This is a genomic window from Pseudokineococcus basanitobsidens, from assembly GCF_037482545.1.
Classification (GTDB): domain Bacteria; phylum Actinomycetota; class Actinomycetes; order Actinomycetales; family Quadrisphaeraceae; genus Pseudokineococcus; species Pseudokineococcus basanitobsidens.
The window spans coordinates 1-16,867 of the sequence record NZ_JBBIAA010000030.1; the positions used below are offsets into that span (position 1 = coordinate 1).

13 protein-coding genes and 1 pseudogene are annotated in these 16,867 nt (G+C 77.5%); 8 read left to right on the forward strand and 6 right to left on the reverse strand.

Features of this window, described 5'->3' with window-relative positions:
• The 4 genes and pseudogenes from WDZ17_RS15415 to WDZ17_RS15430 all read left to right on the forward strand — a co-directional run.
• Nucleotides 1-443: pseudogene (locus WDZ17_RS15415) on the forward strand (NAD-dependent dehydratase); the annotation flags it as partial.
• Nucleotides 440-1,360, forward strand: a complete 921-nt coding sequence (locus WDZ17_RS15420) for an NAD-dependent epimerase/dehydratase family protein (RefSeq protein WP_339576068.1) — start codon at nucleotides 440-442, stop codon at nucleotides 1,358-1,360. The pseudogene WDZ17_RS15415 and the gene WDZ17_RS15420, both read left to right, overlap by 4 nt.
• Before the next feature lie 19 nt (nucleotides 1,361-1,379).
• Nucleotides 1,380-3,056: a glycosyltransferase family 2 protein gene (locus WDZ17_RS15425; protein ID WP_339576069.1), complete on the forward strand. Its 1,677-nt coding sequence runs from the start codon at nucleotides 1,380-1,382 to the stop codon at nucleotides 3,054-3,056.
• Nucleotides 3,057-3,118: 62 nt separating this feature from the next.
• Nucleotides 3,119-4,564, forward strand: coding sequence for a hypothetical protein (locus WDZ17_RS15430; RefSeq protein ID WP_339576070.1), 1,446 nt, complete (start codon nucleotides 3,119-3,121; stop codon nucleotides 4,562-4,564).
• A gap of 45 nt (nucleotides 4,565-4,609) precedes the next feature.
• Here the strand turns inward: WDZ17_RS15430 and WDZ17_RS15435 are convergent, their stop codons facing one another.
• On the reverse strand, nucleotides 4,610-5,413 hold the full coding sequence (locus tag WDZ17_RS15435; protein WP_339576071.1) for a class I SAM-dependent methyltransferase: 804 nt from the start codon (nucleotides 5,411-5,413) through the stop codon (nucleotides 4,610-4,612).
• Nucleotides 5,410-5,982 carry a GtrA family protein gene (locus WDZ17_RS15440; RefSeq protein WP_339576072.1) on the reverse strand — a complete coding sequence of 191 codons (573 nt, stop codon included), beginning with the start codon at nucleotides 5,980-5,982 and terminating at the stop codon, nucleotides 5,410-5,412. Before WDZ17_RS15440 ends, WDZ17_RS15435 begins: the two co-directional genes overlap by 4 nt.
• Nucleotides 5,983-6,281: 299 nt before the next feature.
• Between WDZ17_RS15440 and WDZ17_RS15445 the strand changes: the two genes are divergently transcribed.
• From WDZ17_RS15445 to WDZ17_RS15460, 4 genes are all read left to right on the forward strand, one after another.
• A complete protein-coding gene (locus WDZ17_RS15445) occupies nucleotides 6,282-8,312 on the forward strand; it encodes a DUF6077 domain-containing protein (protein ID WP_339576073.1) in 2,031 nt (676 codons plus the stop codon).
• Between the two features lie 318 nt (nucleotides 8,313-8,630).
• Complete coding sequence (locus tag WDZ17_RS15450) at nucleotides 8,631-10,538, forward strand: glycoside hydrolase family 3 protein (protein ID WP_339576074.1); 1,908 nt, start codon at nucleotides 8,631-8,633, stop codon at nucleotides 10,536-10,538.
• On the forward strand, nucleotides 10,535-11,890 hold the full coding sequence (locus WDZ17_RS15455) for an exo-beta-N-acetylmuramidase NamZ family protein (RefSeq protein ID WP_339576075.1): 1,356 nt from the start codon (nucleotides 10,535-10,537) through the stop codon (nucleotides 11,888-11,890). Before WDZ17_RS15450 ends, WDZ17_RS15455 begins: the two co-directional genes overlap by 4 nt.
• Complete coding sequence (locus WDZ17_RS15460) at nucleotides 11,887-13,710, forward strand: serine hydrolase domain-containing protein (RefSeq protein WP_339576076.1); 1,824 nt, start codon at nucleotides 11,887-11,889, stop codon at nucleotides 13,708-13,710. The genes WDZ17_RS15455 and WDZ17_RS15460 overlap by 4 nt, the downstream gene beginning before the upstream one ends.
• A gap of 161 nt (nucleotides 13,711-13,871) precedes the next feature.
• Here the strand turns inward: WDZ17_RS15460 and WDZ17_RS15465 are convergent, their stop codons facing one another.
• From WDZ17_RS15465 to WDZ17_RS15480, 4 genes are all read right to left on the reverse strand, one after another.
• Nucleotides 13,872-14,108, reverse strand: a complete 237-nt coding sequence (locus WDZ17_RS15465; RefSeq protein ID WP_339576077.1) for an AbrB/MazE/SpoVT family DNA-binding domain-containing protein — start codon at nucleotides 14,106-14,108, stop codon at nucleotides 13,872-13,874.
• Between the two features lie 72 nt (nucleotides 14,109-14,180).
• Nucleotides 14,181-14,999, reverse strand: coding sequence for an acyltransferase domain-containing protein (locus tag WDZ17_RS15470; protein ID WP_339576078.1), 819 nt, complete (start codon nucleotides 14,997-14,999; stop codon nucleotides 14,181-14,183).
• Nucleotides 14,996-15,850 carry a class II fructose-bisphosphate aldolase gene (locus tag WDZ17_RS15475; protein WP_339576079.1) on the reverse strand — a complete coding sequence of 285 codons (855 nt, stop codon included), beginning with the start codon at nucleotides 15,848-15,850 and terminating at the stop codon, nucleotides 14,996-14,998. The genes WDZ17_RS15470 and WDZ17_RS15475 overlap by 4 nt, the downstream gene beginning before the upstream one ends.
• The gene (locus tag WDZ17_RS15480) at nucleotides 15,847-16,809 is read right to left on the reverse strand and encodes a 1-phosphofructokinase family hexose kinase (RefSeq protein WP_339576080.1); all 963 of its coding nucleotides are present in this window, start codon (nucleotides 16,807-16,809) and stop codon (nucleotides 15,847-15,849) included. Before WDZ17_RS15480 ends, WDZ17_RS15475 begins: the two co-directional genes overlap by 4 nt.
• Between the last annotated feature and the right edge of the window lie 58 nt (nucleotides 16,810-16,867).

The following is a 16,867-nucleotide window of genomic DNA, read 5'->3' on the forward strand; positions in this document are numbered from 1 at the left end:
TCCTCGGCGAGCCGCTCACCGTCTACGGCGGCGGCTCGCAGACGCGGGCGACCATCGACATCCGCGACACCGTGGAGTGCGTCCGCCTCGCCTGCGAGAACCCGGCCGACCGCGGCGAGTTCCGCGTCTTCAACCAGGCGACGGAGTCCTTCTCGCTCGCCGAGATGGCGAGGACGGTCTCGGACGCCTACCCGGGCGTCGCCGAGGTCGTCAACGTCGACAACCCGCGGGTGGAGATCGAGGACCACTACTACGGCTTCGTGCACACGGCGCTGGAGTCCCTCGGCCTGCAGCCGCACAAGCTCTCCGACACGCTGCTGACCTCGATGTTCAAGGTCATCGAGGAGAACGCCGGGCGCGTGGACCGCGAGGCCATGAAGCCGGTCGTCGACTGGCGGCGCGCGGCCAACCAGGCGCCGGCGCTGCGGCTGTCCGGGTCGTGAGCGCCCGGGTCCTCGTGACGGGGGCCTCGGGCTTCGTCGGCCGCCACGTCGTCGAGGCGCTGCGGGCGGCGGGGGCCGAGGTCTGCGCCGTCGACCGCACGCCGCACCCGGACGTGCCGACCGTCGTCGGGGACCTCTGCGACCCGGCGGTGCGCGAGCGCGCCGTCCGGCCGGGCCTCGACGCGGTCGTGCACCTGGCGGCGGTGACGTCGGTCCTCGGCTCCGTGGAGAGGCCCGCCGAGACGCTCGACCTCAACGTCGCCGCCACCGCGGGCCTGCTCGAGCTCTGCCGCACCCGCGACGTGGGGGCCTTCGCCCTCGCCTCGACGAACGCCGTGGTCGGGGACGTGGGCGCGGGCGTCATCACCGAGGACCTGCCGCTGCGCCCGCTGACGCCGTACGGCGCCACCAAGGCGGCCGGCGAGATGCTGCTGTCCGGCTACGCGGGCGCCTTCGGCCTGCGCGCGCCCGCCGTCCGCCTCACCAACGTCTACGGGCCGGGGATGCGGGCCAAGGACTCCTTCGTGCCCCGGCTCATGCGGGCGGCCGCGCAGGGGGACGGCGTCGTCGTCTACGGCGACGGCGAGCAGCGGCGCGACCTCGTGCACGTCGCCGACGCCGCGGGCGCCCTCGCGCAGGCCGCGCTCGGCTGGCCCAGCGGCCCGACGATCGTCGGCGGCGCCCGCTCGTACACGGTCAACGAGATGGTCGCGGCGGCCCGTGAGGCCACGGGCGCCGAGATCCCCGTCGAGCACCAGCCCGCGCGGCCCGGCGAGATGCCCGCCGTCGTCGTCGACGTGACCCGCGCCCGCTCCCTCGGCTACGCGCCGACGACGGCGCTCGCCGACGGCATGGCCGGCGTCTGGCCCGACTTCCGGCCCGACCTCCGGCCCGTCGCCGTCGGCGGCACCGCCTGAGGTGGTCGCGACGCAGGAGGTGACGACGACGGACGGCGCCCGCCGCGGTCGGCGGGGGCCGGGTCGCCGCCGCGCCTCCCGCGCCTCCCGGGGCGACGCCACCGGGACGGGGCCGGCGCGGGCCGTCGCGGGCACGCCCGGCTCGTGGGTGCTCCCGCAGGCGCCGCTCGTGGTCGTGCTCGCCCTCGGCGCCGCGGTGCGCGCGACGACGGCGCCCACGGTCGCCTCCGGCGTCGAGCTCGTCGCCGCCCACGCCCTCGGCCTCGCCGCCGCGCTGGTGCTGGCGGTCCTCGCCCAGCGCTGGGGCACCTGGCGGTGGCTGTCGGCGGCGGCGGTGCTGCCGCTCGCGGTCGGTCCGGCGCAGGTCGACGCCGCCGGGCGCGGGGTGCTCGAGCCGGCGCTGGTCCTGTGCGCCGCCGCGGTGCCCGCCGCGGCCCTGTGGACGGCTCGTTCCGGCCTGCTGGCGTCGGTCGGCGCCCTGGCCGCGGCCCTCGCCGCCTCGGTGCTGCTGCTGGCCCTGTCCCCGGGGGGCGACCGGGGACCGCTCGCGCTGCTGCAGCCCTTCGCCGGGCCCCGGGTCGACGACGTCGGCGCGCTCGTCGGCGCCGCCGCGACCCCTCCCGTCACGACCGAGACGGTCGTCGCGGCGGTCGGCGCGCTGCTCGCGCTCGCGGCGGTGCTGGGCCTCGGACGGGCGCGACCCTCGGCGTCGCGCCGGGTCGCCGGCGCGCTCGTCGTCGTGCCGGCGCTCGTCGCCGCCGGTCTGCTCGTCGACGGGGTGACGCCGGCCGCGGCCCTGCCGGCGCCGGCCCTCCTGCCGGTGGCGGGGGCGCTCGGGCTGACGGCGCTCCTGCGGGGGCGCCGGGGCCGGCGCTCGGGGCCCGTGCCCGCGGACGACGTCGACCGCGCGGCCCTGGCGGACCTGCACGCCCGCCACCCCGAGCTCCTCACCACCGGCCTGCCGCCCGTGGCCGTCGTCATCGCGGCCTACGACGAGGCGCCCGGCATCGGCGCCGTGCTCGCGGGCCTGCCCGAGGAGGTGTGCGGGCTGCGGACCGCGGTCGTCGTCGTCGACGACGGCAGCACCGACGGCACCGCCGAGGCGGTCGCCGCCTCCGGCCGCGCGCTCGCGGTCGCCTGCCCCGTCAACCGCGGGCAGGGCGCCGCGCTGCGGCTCGGGTACCGCGTCGCCCGTGAGCACGGCGCGCGCTACGTCGTCACGACCGACGCGGACGGCCAGTACGACGTCGCCGACGTGCCCGCCGTCCTGGCCCCCGTGCTCGCCGGGGAGGCCGACTTCGTCAGCGGGTCCCGCCGCCTGGGGCGCCAGCACACGCGCGACCGGGTCCGGCGCACGGGCGTGCACGTCTTCGCGTGGGTCGTCAGCGCGGTGTCGGGCACCTGGGTGACGGACACGTCCTTCGGGCTGCGCGCCATGCGCGCCGACCTCACGGGCGTCGTGACGCTGCGGCAGCCGCAGTACCAGTCCTCCGAGCTCATGCTCGGCGTCCTCTCCCACGGCTACCGCGTCCGGGAGGTGCCGGCGACCATGCGCGTGCGGTCGGCCGGCGCCAGCAAGAAGGGGAAGAACCTCGTCTACGGCTCCCGCTACGCCCGCGTCGTCCTCGGCACGTGGTGGCGCGAGGGCCTGCTGAGCCCGGCCGACGACGTCGCGCCGGCGCTGCGGCGCGGGTGACGCCCGTCCCCCGTCCGAGACCGACGCGTGACGTGACCCGTCGCATGCCGCACCCTGGTGCGGTGACGACGACCGGCGTGCGCCGAGCGCCCGGGGTGCCCGGGGCGTCGCCCGTCGACCTCCCCCGGCGCCGGCGCCGGCTCGCCGACCACGCGCCCTTCCTCGTCGCGCTGCTGCTGGGCGTGGGCCTGCGCGTCGTCGTCGCGGTGGCCTTCCCCGGCGCCGTCATGGTGAGCGACGCGCCCGGCTACCTCACCTTCCTCGACGACGTCTCGCCGAGCGTCGAGCGACCGGACGGCTACGGGCTGCTCCTGCTCTGGCCGCTGTCGCGGGTGGCCGACTCCCTCGCGCTGTTCACCACGGTGCAGCACGTGCTGGGGCTCGCCGTCGCCACCGCCCTCTACGCCGTCCTGCGGCGCTGGGGGGTGGGCCGGTGGTGGGCCGCCGTCGCCGCGCTGCCGCTCCTGCTCGACGCGATGGTGCTGCTGCTCGAGCACACGACGCTGAGCGACGCGCTCTTCCTCGACCTCGTCGTGCTCGCCGTCGTCCTCCTCGGGTGGCGCGCGCGGCCCTCGCCCGGGGTCGCGCTGGCCGCCGGGCTGGTGATGGGGCTCGCCACGGTCGTCCGGCAGGTCGGCACCCCCCTCGTGCTCGCGGGCGCGCTCTTCTGCCTGCTCGCCGCGGCCGGCCGGTGGCGGCGGGTCGTGCCGGCGCTGCTGCTCGTCGTCGGCTTCCTCGTGCCCGTCGGCGCCTACGCCTCCTGGTACCACGGCACGTACGGGACGTACGCGCTCTCCGGGATCGGCGGGACGTCCGCCTACATGCGGACGACGACGTTCGTGGAGTGCGACCGGCTCGACCTCGAGCCGTACGCGCGGGTGCTCTGCCCGCGCGAGCCGGTCGGCGAGCGTCGGGACCCCACCGACTACGGCTGGTACCAGATCGGCGAGGGCGCGCAGTCCCTCGCCGTCCCCCCCGGCGTGGACCGGGAGGAGGTGCTGCGCGACTTCGCCCGGCAGGCGCTGGCCGCCCAGCCGCTGGACTACGCCGGCGTCGTGCTGCGTGACTCGGTCCTGGGTTTCGACCCCGTGCGCGTCGACCGCTACGAGTACAACACCACCTTCAAGTGGCGCTTCGCGAACTACCTCGACCCGGCGTCGTCCCCCTGGACCCGGATGGGCTGGGCCCGCTACGGCGGCGCACCGCCCGCGCCCGTGCAGCCGTGGGCGGACCTCCTCGTCGACTACCAGCGGGTCGGCTACACGCCCGGGCCGCTCGTCCTGCTCGGGCTCCTCCTCGGCGTCGTGGGCGCCGCGTCCCGGCGCAGCGGTGCGGCGCGCCCGTACGTCCTGCTGCTCGTGCTCGTCGGCCTCGGGCTGTCGCTGCTGCCGGCGATCACCACGGAGTTCATCTGGCGCTACCAGCTGCCCGGCGTCCTGCTGCTGCCCGCCGCCGGCGTCCTGGGCCTGTCGGCCCTGCGCCGTCGCGGCGCGGGGCCGCCGACCTGAGCCCGCCCCGCCCCGGCTCCCGGCGTGCGGGTCCTCGGCGTGCGGCTACCGGCGTGCAGGTACCTCGGCGACGCCGAGCACGGACTGGCCGAACGGTGGCGTGACGACCTTCTCCAGCACCCGGGTGACCGGGACGACGACGCGGTCGTAGACCGTCACGAGGCCCGGCCTCGGCGTCCCCACCCCGCCGCGGCGCACGGCGGCCCACCAGGCGATCCCGCCGAGCATGTTGACGGGCGTGACGAGCCGGGTCGTGAGGCCGGCGCCGTCGAAGGCGGCGCGCAGCGTCGCGGGCGTGTAGCGCCGGACGTGGCCCACCCGCCGGTCGAAGTCGCCGTAGAGCTGCATGTAGCCGGGCACGAACATGACGACCGTCCCGCCGGGCTCGACGAGTCCCGACAGCCGCCGCAGCGCCCCCGCGTCGTCCTCGAGGTGCTCGAGGACGTTCGAGGCCAGCACCGTCGCGACCGGCGTCCCGATGTCGGGCAGGTCGCCGTCGAGGTCCAGGCGCCGCGCCTCCACCTCGGGGCGGTCCGCGAACCGCCGGGCGATCTGCGCGACGGCGCCCGGGTCGACGTCGGTGACGACGTGCCGCTCCAGGTCCATGCCCGCGGCGAAGGTGGCGGCGAGCTCGCCGAGGCCCGCCCCGACCTCGAGCAGCGAGCGTCCGACGTGCGGTCGCATGAGCTCCAGCTGGTACGCCTTGTAGTTCGGCTGGGCGGCACCCGAGCCCTCCTCGAGGCTGCGCCCGGTCGCCTGCGCGAAGGCGCCGGCACCCTCGTCCCCGGGGCCGTCCTGCGCGGCGTCGCGGCCGCTCGTGCCGGGCTCGCTCGTGCTGGGCTCGCTCATGCGGCGTCCTCGGGTCGGGGCCCGGTGGTGGGCGTGGTGGTGGGCGTGGTGGTGGGGCCAGCGGTGGGCCCGGTGGGGGTGCGGGTTCCGGGCAGGCGGCGGAACAGCTGGTGCAGGACGACGTAGCGGACCAGGGCCATGAGCGCGTAGACGCCGAGGAAGGCCGCGTTGACGCCGAGGACCCGGACGGCGTCGGTCGCCCCGAGGGCCTCGAGCACGCGCTCGGTCAGCGCGGTCGCCCCGGTGGCCAGCGCCAGCGTCAGCAGCACGACCGCGACGTAGGGCAGCAGCTCGCGGCGGGCGCTCGGCCGGCCGCGCACGCGCCACACCCAGGTGCGGTTGATGACGTAGTTCGGCACGGCCCCGGCCAGCCACCCGAGGACGGTGGCCGTGGTCGTGGAGCCGTCGAGGACGGCGTAGACGAGCCAGAACCCGACGGCGCTGCAGACCGTCGCGACGCCGGAGCCGCCGGCGTACCGCAGCATCCGACCCGTGTGCCGGGCCAGCACGCCCGGCCGCGGCCCGGACCTCCCGGGCGCGCCGACGTCGGCGGCGCGGCGGGAGGACATGGGGCGAGGGTAGGCGGGAGAGCCTCGGGGGGACGGCCGGAGCGGTGCCCCGGCCCCGGCCGGCCCCGGGCGCGGCCGTGGGTGGCCCGGCAGCGGGCGCTCGCTCGCGCGACGTCACCTAGCGTGGAGCCGTGGTGTCCCTCGCGCGCCCCGTCGCGGGGACCGGTCCCCCGGGCGGGGGGCCCGGACGTGGGCACGGACGTGGGCACGGACGTGGGTCCGGACGTGGGTCCGGGCGTGCGCCCGGGCGTGGGCCCCGGGCCCCGGGGGCGCAGCGGCTCGAGCGTCTCGTCGAGCGGGTGCTCGACGCGGTGGTCGTGCTGCTCGCGACGTGGACGCCCGTCTACCACCTGTGCCTCGTGCTCGGCTGGGGCGTCGGCGTCGCGGTACCGCTGGAGGTCGCCGCGCTCGTGCTCGTGGGCCTCCTGCTCGTGCGGCGCCGCGGGAGGGCGAGCTGGGGGTCGCGCGCGACGCGGCCCGTCGCGCCGACCGAGGTGGTCACGGACCAGCCCGCCCGTCGCCCCCGTCGGGGCCGTGTCGCCCTTGCCCTCGCCCTCGTCCTCGCCGTCGTGGCCGCGCTCACCACGGCGGTGCTGCTGGCCGTGCGGGCGCCGTGGCCGAGCGTGGCGACGGCCTGGCTCGTGGCCGCGGCCGCCGGGACGCTGCGGGCGTCGGTCCGGCTGCGCGCCCCCGCCACGACCCCGGTCGCCGGTCCCGCCGGGGGCACGGCGGACGCCCGGGCGCCCCGGTCCGGCGTCGTCCTGGCGCTCGCGTGGGCGGCCGTCCTGGCGGTGCTCGCGGCGGCCAGCCGGTGGCCCAACCCGGACGACCTCTACTACGTGAACCTCTCCCAGTGGACCGCCGAGCGCGGCACCTTCCCGCTGCGGGACACGATCTTCTCCGACCAGGTCTTCCCCATGACGAGCTACCCGCCCGTCGCGTCCTACGACGGCCTGCTGGGGACGCTCGCCCACCTCGCGTCCGTCCCGGCGGCCTCCGTCGTCTACCTCGTCGTGCCGCCGCTGGCGACGGCCCTGTCGGTGCTCGCGCTGTGGCGGCTGCTGCGGGCGTGGCGGACGCCGCTGGTGGGCCTCGCCCTGAGCCTCGCGCTCGTCTTCCTGCTCGCCGACGGCGGGGAGGGCTACGCCGCCCCGGGCAACCTGTTCCTCATCCGGCTGTGGCAGGGCAAGGTGCTGCTGCTCTGCCTGCTCGTCCCGCTCCTGCTCGTCGCGCTGCTCCGGCACGCCGAGCACGTGCTCGCGGCGGGCCGCTCGTCCGGGCGGCACCTCGTGGCCCTGGCCGCCGGGGGCACCGCCGCGGTCGGGCTGTCGACGACGGGGATGTTCCTCGTGCCGGTCCTCGCCGTCGGCGGCGTCTTCCCGCTGCTCGTGGCGCGGCGCTGGCGGGCGGCCGCGGCGGGCCTGGTGGCGACGTGCGCCTACCCGCTCGCCGCGGGGGCGGTGACGGTGGCGGTCGGGGGGCGGTCGGCGGACGACTTCGGCGACCGGCGGCTCTTCCGCTTCGACCCCGAGTGGTTCGGGCACCAGATCTTCCGGGACGGCGTCGTCGCGGTCGTCGGGGTCTCCGCCGTGCTGCTGGGGGCGCTGCTCGTGCGCTCGCGCGCCGCGCGGGTGTCGACGGGCGCGCTCGCGGTCGCCGTGGGGGTGACCTTCGTCCCCGGGGTGACGCAGCTCGGCTACGACCTCGTCGGCCTCGGCCCGACCCTCTGGCGCGTCAGCTGGGTCGCGACGGTGGCCGCCCTCGTGGGCGTCCTCGGGGCCCGGCTCGCCGCGGGGGGCCGGCGCTGGCGGCGCGTCGTCGTGCCCGTCGGCCTCGCGGGCGCGCTCGTGGTGGCCGGCGTGCCCATCTGGACGGAGGCCAACGACGTCAGCACCACGTGGCCCCCGGAGTACAAGCGTGGCCCCGGGTCGGTGCTCGTCGCCCGCGACGTCATCGCCCGCGCCGAGCCGGGCGACACGGTCCTGCTGCCCGAGCAGGACGCCATCACGACCGCCGTCCTCACGACCCGCGTGAAGACGGTGGCGCCGCGCGACTACTTCCTCGACCAGCTGCAGGACGTCCCGGGCTTCCGGTACGAGCAGCGGCTGACCCTCGTGCGGTTCGCGAACAACGAGCCGACGTACGCCACCGACGACGAGGAGCTCGCGGCCCTCGACGCGCTCGACGTCGACCAGGCCTGCCTGCTCTTCCCCGACGTCGGCGAGCCCCGGTACCTGCTCGACCGCGTGGTGGACCGGGCGTTGCAGCTGCGGGCCGCCGGCTTCGCGCCGACCGAGCGCATCGGTCGCACCTCCTGCTTCGCGCGCTGAGACGCCCGGCAGGGCTCAGTGGCGCCGCCCGGCCCGCGAGGCGACCTGCAGATGTCCGGTACCGACCTCGAGGCGGCTCCCTGACCTGGGAGGACGCCCCGCGGGACGGACTTCTGCAGGTCGCCTCGCCGCAGCAGCCGCGCCGTGGTCGCCGGCCCGGCGGGCCGGAGGTGGGCTCCGGCCCGGAGCGACGGGTCCGTTGTGGGGGTCTTGACCGGAGTGCCGGACCGTTGCATAGTCCTTTGGTCTAGCGGGCAGCGCACCGACGCGCTGCCGACGCAGGCACGGTCACCCCGCCGGACCTCCCAGGGAGCGCTCATGACCCACCAGCCCAGCTCGTCGCGCGTCTCGGCGCCGCGTGCCCCCCGACGAGGCCGCCGGGGCGGGCTCCTCGCCGCCGCGAGCCTCCCGCTCGCCCTCGTGCTTGCCGTCTCGCTCGCGTCCGCGGTCCCCGCCTCCGCGTCGACCGGCACCGTGTCGACCGCCTCCGTGTCGACCCGCAGCGCGTCGACCGGCGGGTCGTCCAGCAGCGGCCGCGAGGACCTCTGGGTCCGCTCGACGATGCACCGGATGACGCTCGAGCAGAAGGTCGGCCAGATGATGACCGGCTACGTCTACGGCTCCGAGGCGCAGACGCCGGACCCCCGCAACACCGCGCTCTACGGGGTCGCCACCCCGGCCGAGGTCGTGCAGACCTTCGGTCTCGGCGGGGTCATCCACTTCGCGTGGACCGACAGCTTCAGCCAGGGCCCGGAGCAGCTCGCCCGGCTCGACAACGGCCTGCAGGAGGCCGCCCTGACCAGCGGCCGTCGCGTCCCGCTGATGATCTCGACCGACCAGGAGCAGGGCGTCGTCACGCGGCTCGGGCCGCCGGCCACGGCGTTCCCGGGGAACATGGCGCTCGGCGCCGGCCGCAGCGCGCAGGACGCCCGCACGGCGGCGGCGATCACGGGCCAGGAGCTGCGGGCCGTCGGCATCACGCAGGACTTCGCGCCGGTGGCCGACGTCAACGTCAACCCGCTCAACCCCGTCATCGGGGTGCGGTCGTTCAGCTCCGACCCGGCGCTCGCGAGCGAGATGGTCGCCGCGCAGGTGAAGGGTTACCAGGAGGACGCCGGGGTGGCCGCCGCGGCCAAGCACTTCCCCGGCCACGGCGACACGGCGGTGGACAGCCACGTCGGGCTGCCCGTCATCGACCACACGCGGCAGGAGTGGGAGGAGGTCGACGCGCCGCCCTTCCGGGCGGCCGTCGAGGCCGGCGTCGACGTCGTCATGACGGCGCACATCGTCGTCCCGTCGCTGGACCCCTCGGGCGACCCGGCGACGCTGTCGAAGCCGATCATGACCGGGCTGCTGCGCGAGGAGCTCGGCTACGACGGCGTGATCTCCACCGACTCCCTCGAGATGGAGGGGGTGCGGACGAGGTACGGCGACGGCGAGGTCGCGGTCCGCGCGGTCGAGGCGGGCGCCGACGTCCTGCTCATGCCGGCGCAGCCGCGCGTGGCCGTCGACGCGCTCCTCGACGCCGTCGCCTCCGGGCGGCTCACGGAGGACCGCCTCGACGAGAGCGTCGAGCGGGTCCTGCACCTGAAGTGGCGCCGCGGCGTCGTCGCCGAGCCGACGGTCGACCCGGCCGCCGTCGCGGGCGCGCTCGGCACCCCGGAGCACCGCGCCGCGGCGCAGGAGATCACCGACCGCACGACGACGGTGCTGCGTGACGACGACGGCCTGCTGCCGCTGGCGGCCTCCGACGCGCCGCGCGACGTCCTCGTCACCGGCTGGGGCGTGTCGACGACGGCCGCGCTGGGCGAGGCGATGGCCTCCTACGGCGACCGCGTCGCCGTGCGGCAGACCGGCACCCAGCCGGACGACGCCGCCGTGGCCGCGGCGGCGGGGGCCGCGCGGGGCTCCGACCTCGTCGTCGTGACGACGTCGGGCGCGTGGGACCCCGTGGCGGGCGCGGCCCAGCAGCGGCTGGTCGCGGCCCTCGTCGCCACCGGCGTCCCCGTCGTCCACGTCGCGGTGCGCGACCCCTACGACGTGGCGGCCCTCCCGGACGTGACCACGTCGCTGGCGACCTACTCGTCCACCCCGGTGGCGCTGACCTCGGTCGCCCGCGTCGTGCACGGCGACGTCGGGCCGCAGGGCCTGCTGCCCGTCGATGTGCCCGTCGCCGGCGACCCGGGCAGCACGCTGCTCCCCCTCGGCTGGGGCCTGACGTGGTGACCGGCCGGGCCACGGGCGGGGCCAGCCGCCGCGGGTTCCTCGGGGCGCTCGGCGCCGGCGCGGCGGCCGTCCCGGCGGCGGCGCTGGGCGGAGCCCTGCCGGCGACCGCGGCGGGGCGGCCCCCGCGCACCGGTACCGACCGGCGACGACCGCGCGTGCAGACGGGCGTCGAGCGGCTGGCCGCCGACGACTTCGCCGCGCTCGCGGGCCAGCGGGTCGGCGTGATCACGAACCCGACGGGTGTGCTCGCCGACCTCCGCCACGAGGTCGACGTCATGGCCGCGAGCGGCGCCGTCGACCTGCGCGCCGTCCTCGGCCCCGAACACGGGTTCCGCGGGGCGGCGCAGGCCGGCGCGTCGGAGGGCACCTACGTGGACGAGCGCACGGGCGTCACGGTCTACGACGCCTACGGCGCGGACGCCGCCGACTTCGCCCGGCTGTACGACGAGGCCGACGTCGAGACGGTCGTCTTCGACATCCAGGACGTCGGTGCCCGCTTCTACACGTACGTCTGGACGATGTACGACGCCATGGTCGCGGCGGCGACGTCGGGCCGACGCTTCGTCGTCCTCGACCGGCCCAACCCCGTGGGCGGCGAGGCGCGCGGCCCGATGATGACCGACGAGTTCCGCACCTTCGTCGGCAACCAGCGGATCGTGCAGCAGCACGGCATGACGGTCGGGGAGCTCGCGGCCTTCCTCGACGGCGAGCTCATCACGGAGGAGACCGGTGGCGCCCGGCTCGGGGACCGCCTCGAGGTCGTGGCGATGCGCGGGTGGCGGGGGACGCTGCCGTACGACGACACCGGCCTGCCGTGGGTGCCGCCCAGCCCTAACGTGCCGACGACCGACGTCGCGCTCGCGTACACGGGCACCTGCTGGTTCGAAGGCACGCTGATGTCCGAGGGCCGCGGGACGACGACGCCGTTCCAGACCGTCGGCTCGCCGGGCGCCGACTGGCGGTGGGCGCAGGCCGTCGCCGGGTACGACCCGGGCGGCCTGGCGGTCCGGGACTGCTTCTTCACGCCCACCTTCTCCAAGCACGCCGGCGAGGTCTGCGGCGGCCTGCAGCTGCACGTGACCGACCCGGTGGGTGGCGTCGACGCGATCACCACGGCGACGGCGATGCTCGTCGAGGCGCGGCGGCTCGTCGAGGGCTTCGCCTGGCGCGAGGACGCCTACGACCCGCAGCGGCCGTTCTGGGTCGACAAGCTGTCGGGCTCGACGCGGCTGCGGGAGATGGTCGACGCCGGCGCGTCCGTCGGGCAGATCACCGACGCGTGGGCGGGCGAGCTCGCCGCCTTCGACGAGCAGCGGCAGCCGTACCTGCGCTACCCGCGGGGGCTCTCGTGAGGGGCCCCGGGCCGGGGCGGCGGGGCGTCGGGCTGCTCGCGACGGTCGTGGCGGCGCTCCTCGTGGGGCCGCTCGCCGGCCCCGCGTCCGCGGCCGCGCCGCCCGACCCGCCGCCGCCGGGACGCTTCGACGTGCCCCTGACGGGGTTCTCGCCGCCCACGACCCTGCGTGCGGGGTCGCCGCAGGACGTCGGGCTCGACCCGGCCCCGCTGGACGCCGCCCTCGAGGAGGTGGCCGCGCACTCGGCGGACGGGCCGGCGGACGAGCGCCTCTACCCGGGCTCCGTGGCGCTCGTCGGGCACCGCGGGGTCGTCGTCGCGGAGGAGGCCCGTGGCCTCGCCGTCCAGTACGCCGGGGCGCCGGGCGCCACGGAGGCGACCGAGCTGCCCGCGGACGAGCAGGTGCCGACGACCGAGGGCACGGTCTTCGACCTGGCGTCGGTCTCGAAGCTCTTCACGTCGACGGTCGTGATGCAGCAGGTCGAGGCCGGCCGCGTCGACCTCGACGAGACCGCCGTCACCTACCTGCCCGAGCTGGCCGTCGGCGGCCCCGGAAAGTCCGACATCACGGTGCGCCAGCTGCTCACGCACACGGCCGGCTTCCCGCCGTTCGTGCCGCTGTGGCGCGACTACCCGGACCCGGCCTCGCGGCTGCGCGGGGCGCTGGCGACCCCGCTGCAGAACCCGCCCGGCACGGCGTACGTCTACAGCGACCTCTCCATGATCACGCTCGGCGCGCTCGTGGAGCGCGTCACCGGGGAGGGTCTCGACGACCTCGTCCGCGAGGGCATCACCGAGCCGCTCGGGATGGACGAGACCGGGTACGCCACCCCCGGGTCGCCCGTCGAGGGCGCGGCGGCGACCGAGCTGCAGGTTGAGCCGCCGCGAGGGGTCGTGCGGGGCGAGGTCCACGACGAGAACGCCTGGAGCCTCGGCGGGGTCGCCGGCCACGCGGGGGTCTTCTCGACGGCCGGCGACATGGCGGTCCTGGCCCAGACCCTGCTGTCCGGCGGCGTGGCCGGGGACGGCACGCGCATCCTCACCGAGCGGTCGGTGCGGGCCATGCTCGCCGACGAGAACGCCGAGTTCCCCGGCGACGACCACGGCCTCGGGTTCGAGCTGGACCAGCGCTGGTACATGGACGGGCTGTCCAGCCTGCGGACGGCCGGGCACACCGGGTACACCGGGACGTCCCTGGTGCTCGACTACCCGTCGGGCTCCTTCGCGCTGCTGCTGACCAACCGCGTGCACCCGAGCCGCGACGGCGGCTCGCCCAACCCGGCCCGGCGGGCGCTCGCCCGCGGGCTCGCCCAGGCGCTGCGGGTGCCGCCGCGGGTCGGCGAGGACGCCTGGTCGACGCGGCCCGTCGACGCCTCCACGCAGGTGCTGCAGGCCGCCGTCGACGCCCCCGCCCGCGGCGCCGAGCTGTCCTTCGCCGCGCTCGTCGACGTCGAGAGCACGGACCCGCTCGTCGTCGAGTCCTCCGCGGACGGCGGCACGACCTGGCGGCCGGTCCCGCTGCGCGCCCGCACGGCGCCCGGCCAGGGCGTCGCCGGCGTCGTGACGAGCGCGCCGGACGGCGTCCTCGCCGCGCACGGGCACCGCACGTGGTGGGACGTCACGGGCCGCCTGCCCGCCGGCCCGGCCGACGACAGGGACGGCGACCTGCTCGTGCGGTGGCGGTACACGACGGACTCCCTGTACCAGGGCCGCGGCGTCGTCGTCGACGACGTGCGCGTGCAGGCGCGCGGCGAGGTCCTGCTCGACGCGGAGGCCGACCCGGCCGCGCTCACCGCCGACGGGTGGGTGCGCACGGGCTGACGCGGCGCCGGGTCGGCCGGCGGGCGCCGATCAGTCCACGACGAGGCGACGTCCGCGCACCTACCGGACCACGGCGTCGTGGGACGGGTGGGTCCTCAGCAGCAGCGGGACGGCGGCGCTCGTGTCGAGCGCGACGACCTCCCCGGTCGGCACGGCCGACGTCACCGGCGCCCGGCGTCGAGGAGCCCGACGACGACGTCGTCGTCGACCACGGTGGTCCCGCTCGCGACGAGCCGCCCCTCCTCTTCCTCGAGGACGGCCGTGCGGCCGGCCGGCACGAGCTGCAGGCCCGCGCCGTAGCGGGACACGTCGACGGTCGAGACCGGCACGAGGCCGAGGGCGTCGCGCAGCGGCTCGGGGACGACGACGCGACCGAGGGCGTCGACGGTGGCTCTCATGGCACGACGCTACCGACCGTGCACCAGGTCGGTCGGCGTGGCGTGGGCTCCCGAGCCCAGGGCGGCCACGCCTCAGGTGACGGGGCCCCTCCACCGCCCGCGGGGCTCGGTGACGTGGTGCCCGTGGCGCCAGCGCTCCAGGGCCAGCCGCTGCAGCCGCGTCCCTCCGCGCTCGCCGCCCGTCGTGCCGGCCCCGGCGAGGACGTCGCCGACCGGGCGGCGGAAGACGAACCGCGCCACGGCGTGGTCACCGCTCGTCCAGCCGTCGGCGTCGACCTCCGGCTCCGCGGCGACGTCGTCGCCGTCCGGGGCGAACAGCGCGGCGAAGCGGGCGATCCGGCTGGCGGGCCCGAGCGCACGCCCCACCCAGGGGTCCAGGAGCCAGGACGTGCACACGAGCGGCCCGGGGCCCAGCAGGGCGTCCGCGTGCCGCACCGCGTCCACGACCGCCTCCGTGGTCAGCGGCGCGCCCTCGGGGACGTGCACGGCGCGGCCCGCGGCGCCGGGCACGCGCTCGACCTGCAGCCGGCCGACGGCGACGACGTCCAGCCGGAGCAGGCCCACGAACCACCCCGGCTCGACGAGGTCGCCGTAGTGGGCCACCTTCCGGCCGACGTCCGCCAGCGTGGCGACGACCACGGGGTCCGGGACGCCGAGACGACGCCCCCGGGACCGCGCCTCGGGCACGAGGGCGCCCAGGGCGGGCAGCACGGCCGCGGTGCCCAGGTGGTCCAGGAGCCCGGGCGCCGGCGGCCCCTCGGCCTCCAGCGCCTCCCGCAGGGTCGCCACGACCGCGGGTGCGGCCGGACGGAGGGTCTCGGGCCGACCTGCCATCCCCAGCAGCGACCACGCCTCGGAGGGCGTCGTCGTGGTGCCCGCCGGAGGGCTCATCCGGCGAGCAGGCGCAGCAGCCGCTCGACCTCGGCGGCGACCGCGTCGCGCCCCTCCCGCACGTAGCGGCGGGGGTCGACGAGGTCCGGGTCGTCCGCCAGCCGGCGCCGGACGGCGGCGGTGAACAGCGCGTTGAGGTGGGTCGAGATGTTGACCTTGACCATGCCCGCCCGGACGGCGGCCACCAGGCCGTCGTCGTCGACCCCGGAGGACCCGTGCAGGACGAGCGGGACGTCCACGGCGGCCGCGAGCTCGGCGACGAGGGCCGTGTCGACGGCGGCGGTGCGCTCGACCATCGCGTGCGACGTGCCGACGGCGACGGCGAGCGCGTCGACGCCCGTGGCGGCGACGAAGGCGGCGGCCTCGGCCGGGTCGGTGCGGGCGCCCGGGGCGTGCACGCCGTCCTTGCCGCCGACCTCGCCGAGCTCGGCCTCCACCGCGACGCCGCGCGCGTGGCAGTGGTCGGTGACGGCCCGGGTGGTCGTGACGTTCTCCTCGTACGGCAGCGCCGACCCGTCGAACATGACGCTGCCGACGCCGAGGTCGACGGCCTCGTGGACGAGGGCGACGTCCTCCGCGTGGTCGAGGTGCACGACCGCGGGAGTGCTCGACGCCTCGGCGAGCTCCCTCACCGCGCGGAGCAGCGGGGCGGCGGAGCCGTGGTAGCGCAGGCAGTTCTGGCTCACCTGCAGCACGACGGGCAGGTCGGCGGCCTCGGCGCCGGCCACGACGGCCTCGGCGTGCTCGAGCAGGACGACGTTGAACGCGCCGACGCCGCGGCCGGAGGATCGCGCCTCCCGCAGGAGCCGGACGGGGTCGGGGCGGGACGGGCCCGCCGGGGGGGTCGTCATGTCGGGCGCTCCTGGGGGGATCGGTCTGCGGAGGGTGGACGGGCGGCCTCCCCGCCGGGCGCCGCGGCGGCCCGGAGCCGCCGCTCGAGGACCGGGAGGTCGTCGAGGTCGAGGGCCCCGGCGACGGGCTGCAGCACGGCGGCCGCGCCGCACAGCGCCGCCCGGAGCAGGGCCTCCGGGGTGCCGGCCCCGGCGGCGAGGGCGGCGACGTACCCGGCGGTCGCCGCGTCCCCGGCTCCCGTGGGGTCGCCCTCGACGTCGGGCACGGCCGCCTGCTGCCACCGGCCGCCGGCACGGTCGACGGCCACCAGCCCCTCCGAGCCCCGGGAGACGACCAGTCGCCCGGCCCCCAGCCCCAGCAGGGCGTCGAGGGCGCCCCGGAGGTCGTCGGCCCCGACGGCGGCGACGGCCTCGGCCGCGTTGGGCCGCAGGACGTCGGCGCCCGCCCGCGCGGCGGCGACGAGCCCCGGTCCGCTCGTGTCGACGACCACGAGGGCCCCGGCCCGCCGTCCGGCCCGGACGAGGTCGGCCACCGCGTCGGGCGCCACCCCCGGGGGCGTCGACCCGGCGACGACGAGGACGGCGTCCGGTGCGCAGCTGCGGGCCGCCGCGTCGACGAGACGCTCCCAGTCGTCCTCGCCCAGGACGGGCCCGGGCTCGGCGTAGAGGGTCGGGTGGCTCGCCCCGTCGGCGACGGCGACCGTCGTCCGCGTCTCGCCGGCGACGTCCACGGACTCCGCCGGGAGCCCGTCCTGGGCGAGCTGCGCCGCGACCCAGGCGCCGGCCGCGCCACCCAGCGGGTGCACCGCGACGACGTCCTCCGCGAGCAGGCGCAGCACGCGGGCGACGTTGACGCCCTTGCCGCCCGCCCGACGCCGGACCTCCTGGACGCGCACGGTCTCCCCGACCACCTGCCGCGCCACCCGGTAGGTGACGTCGACGGCCGGGTTCGGCGTCACGACGACGACGCGCGGCGCCGGCCCCTCCCCACGGCCCGCCGCACCCGTCCGCCCGGCC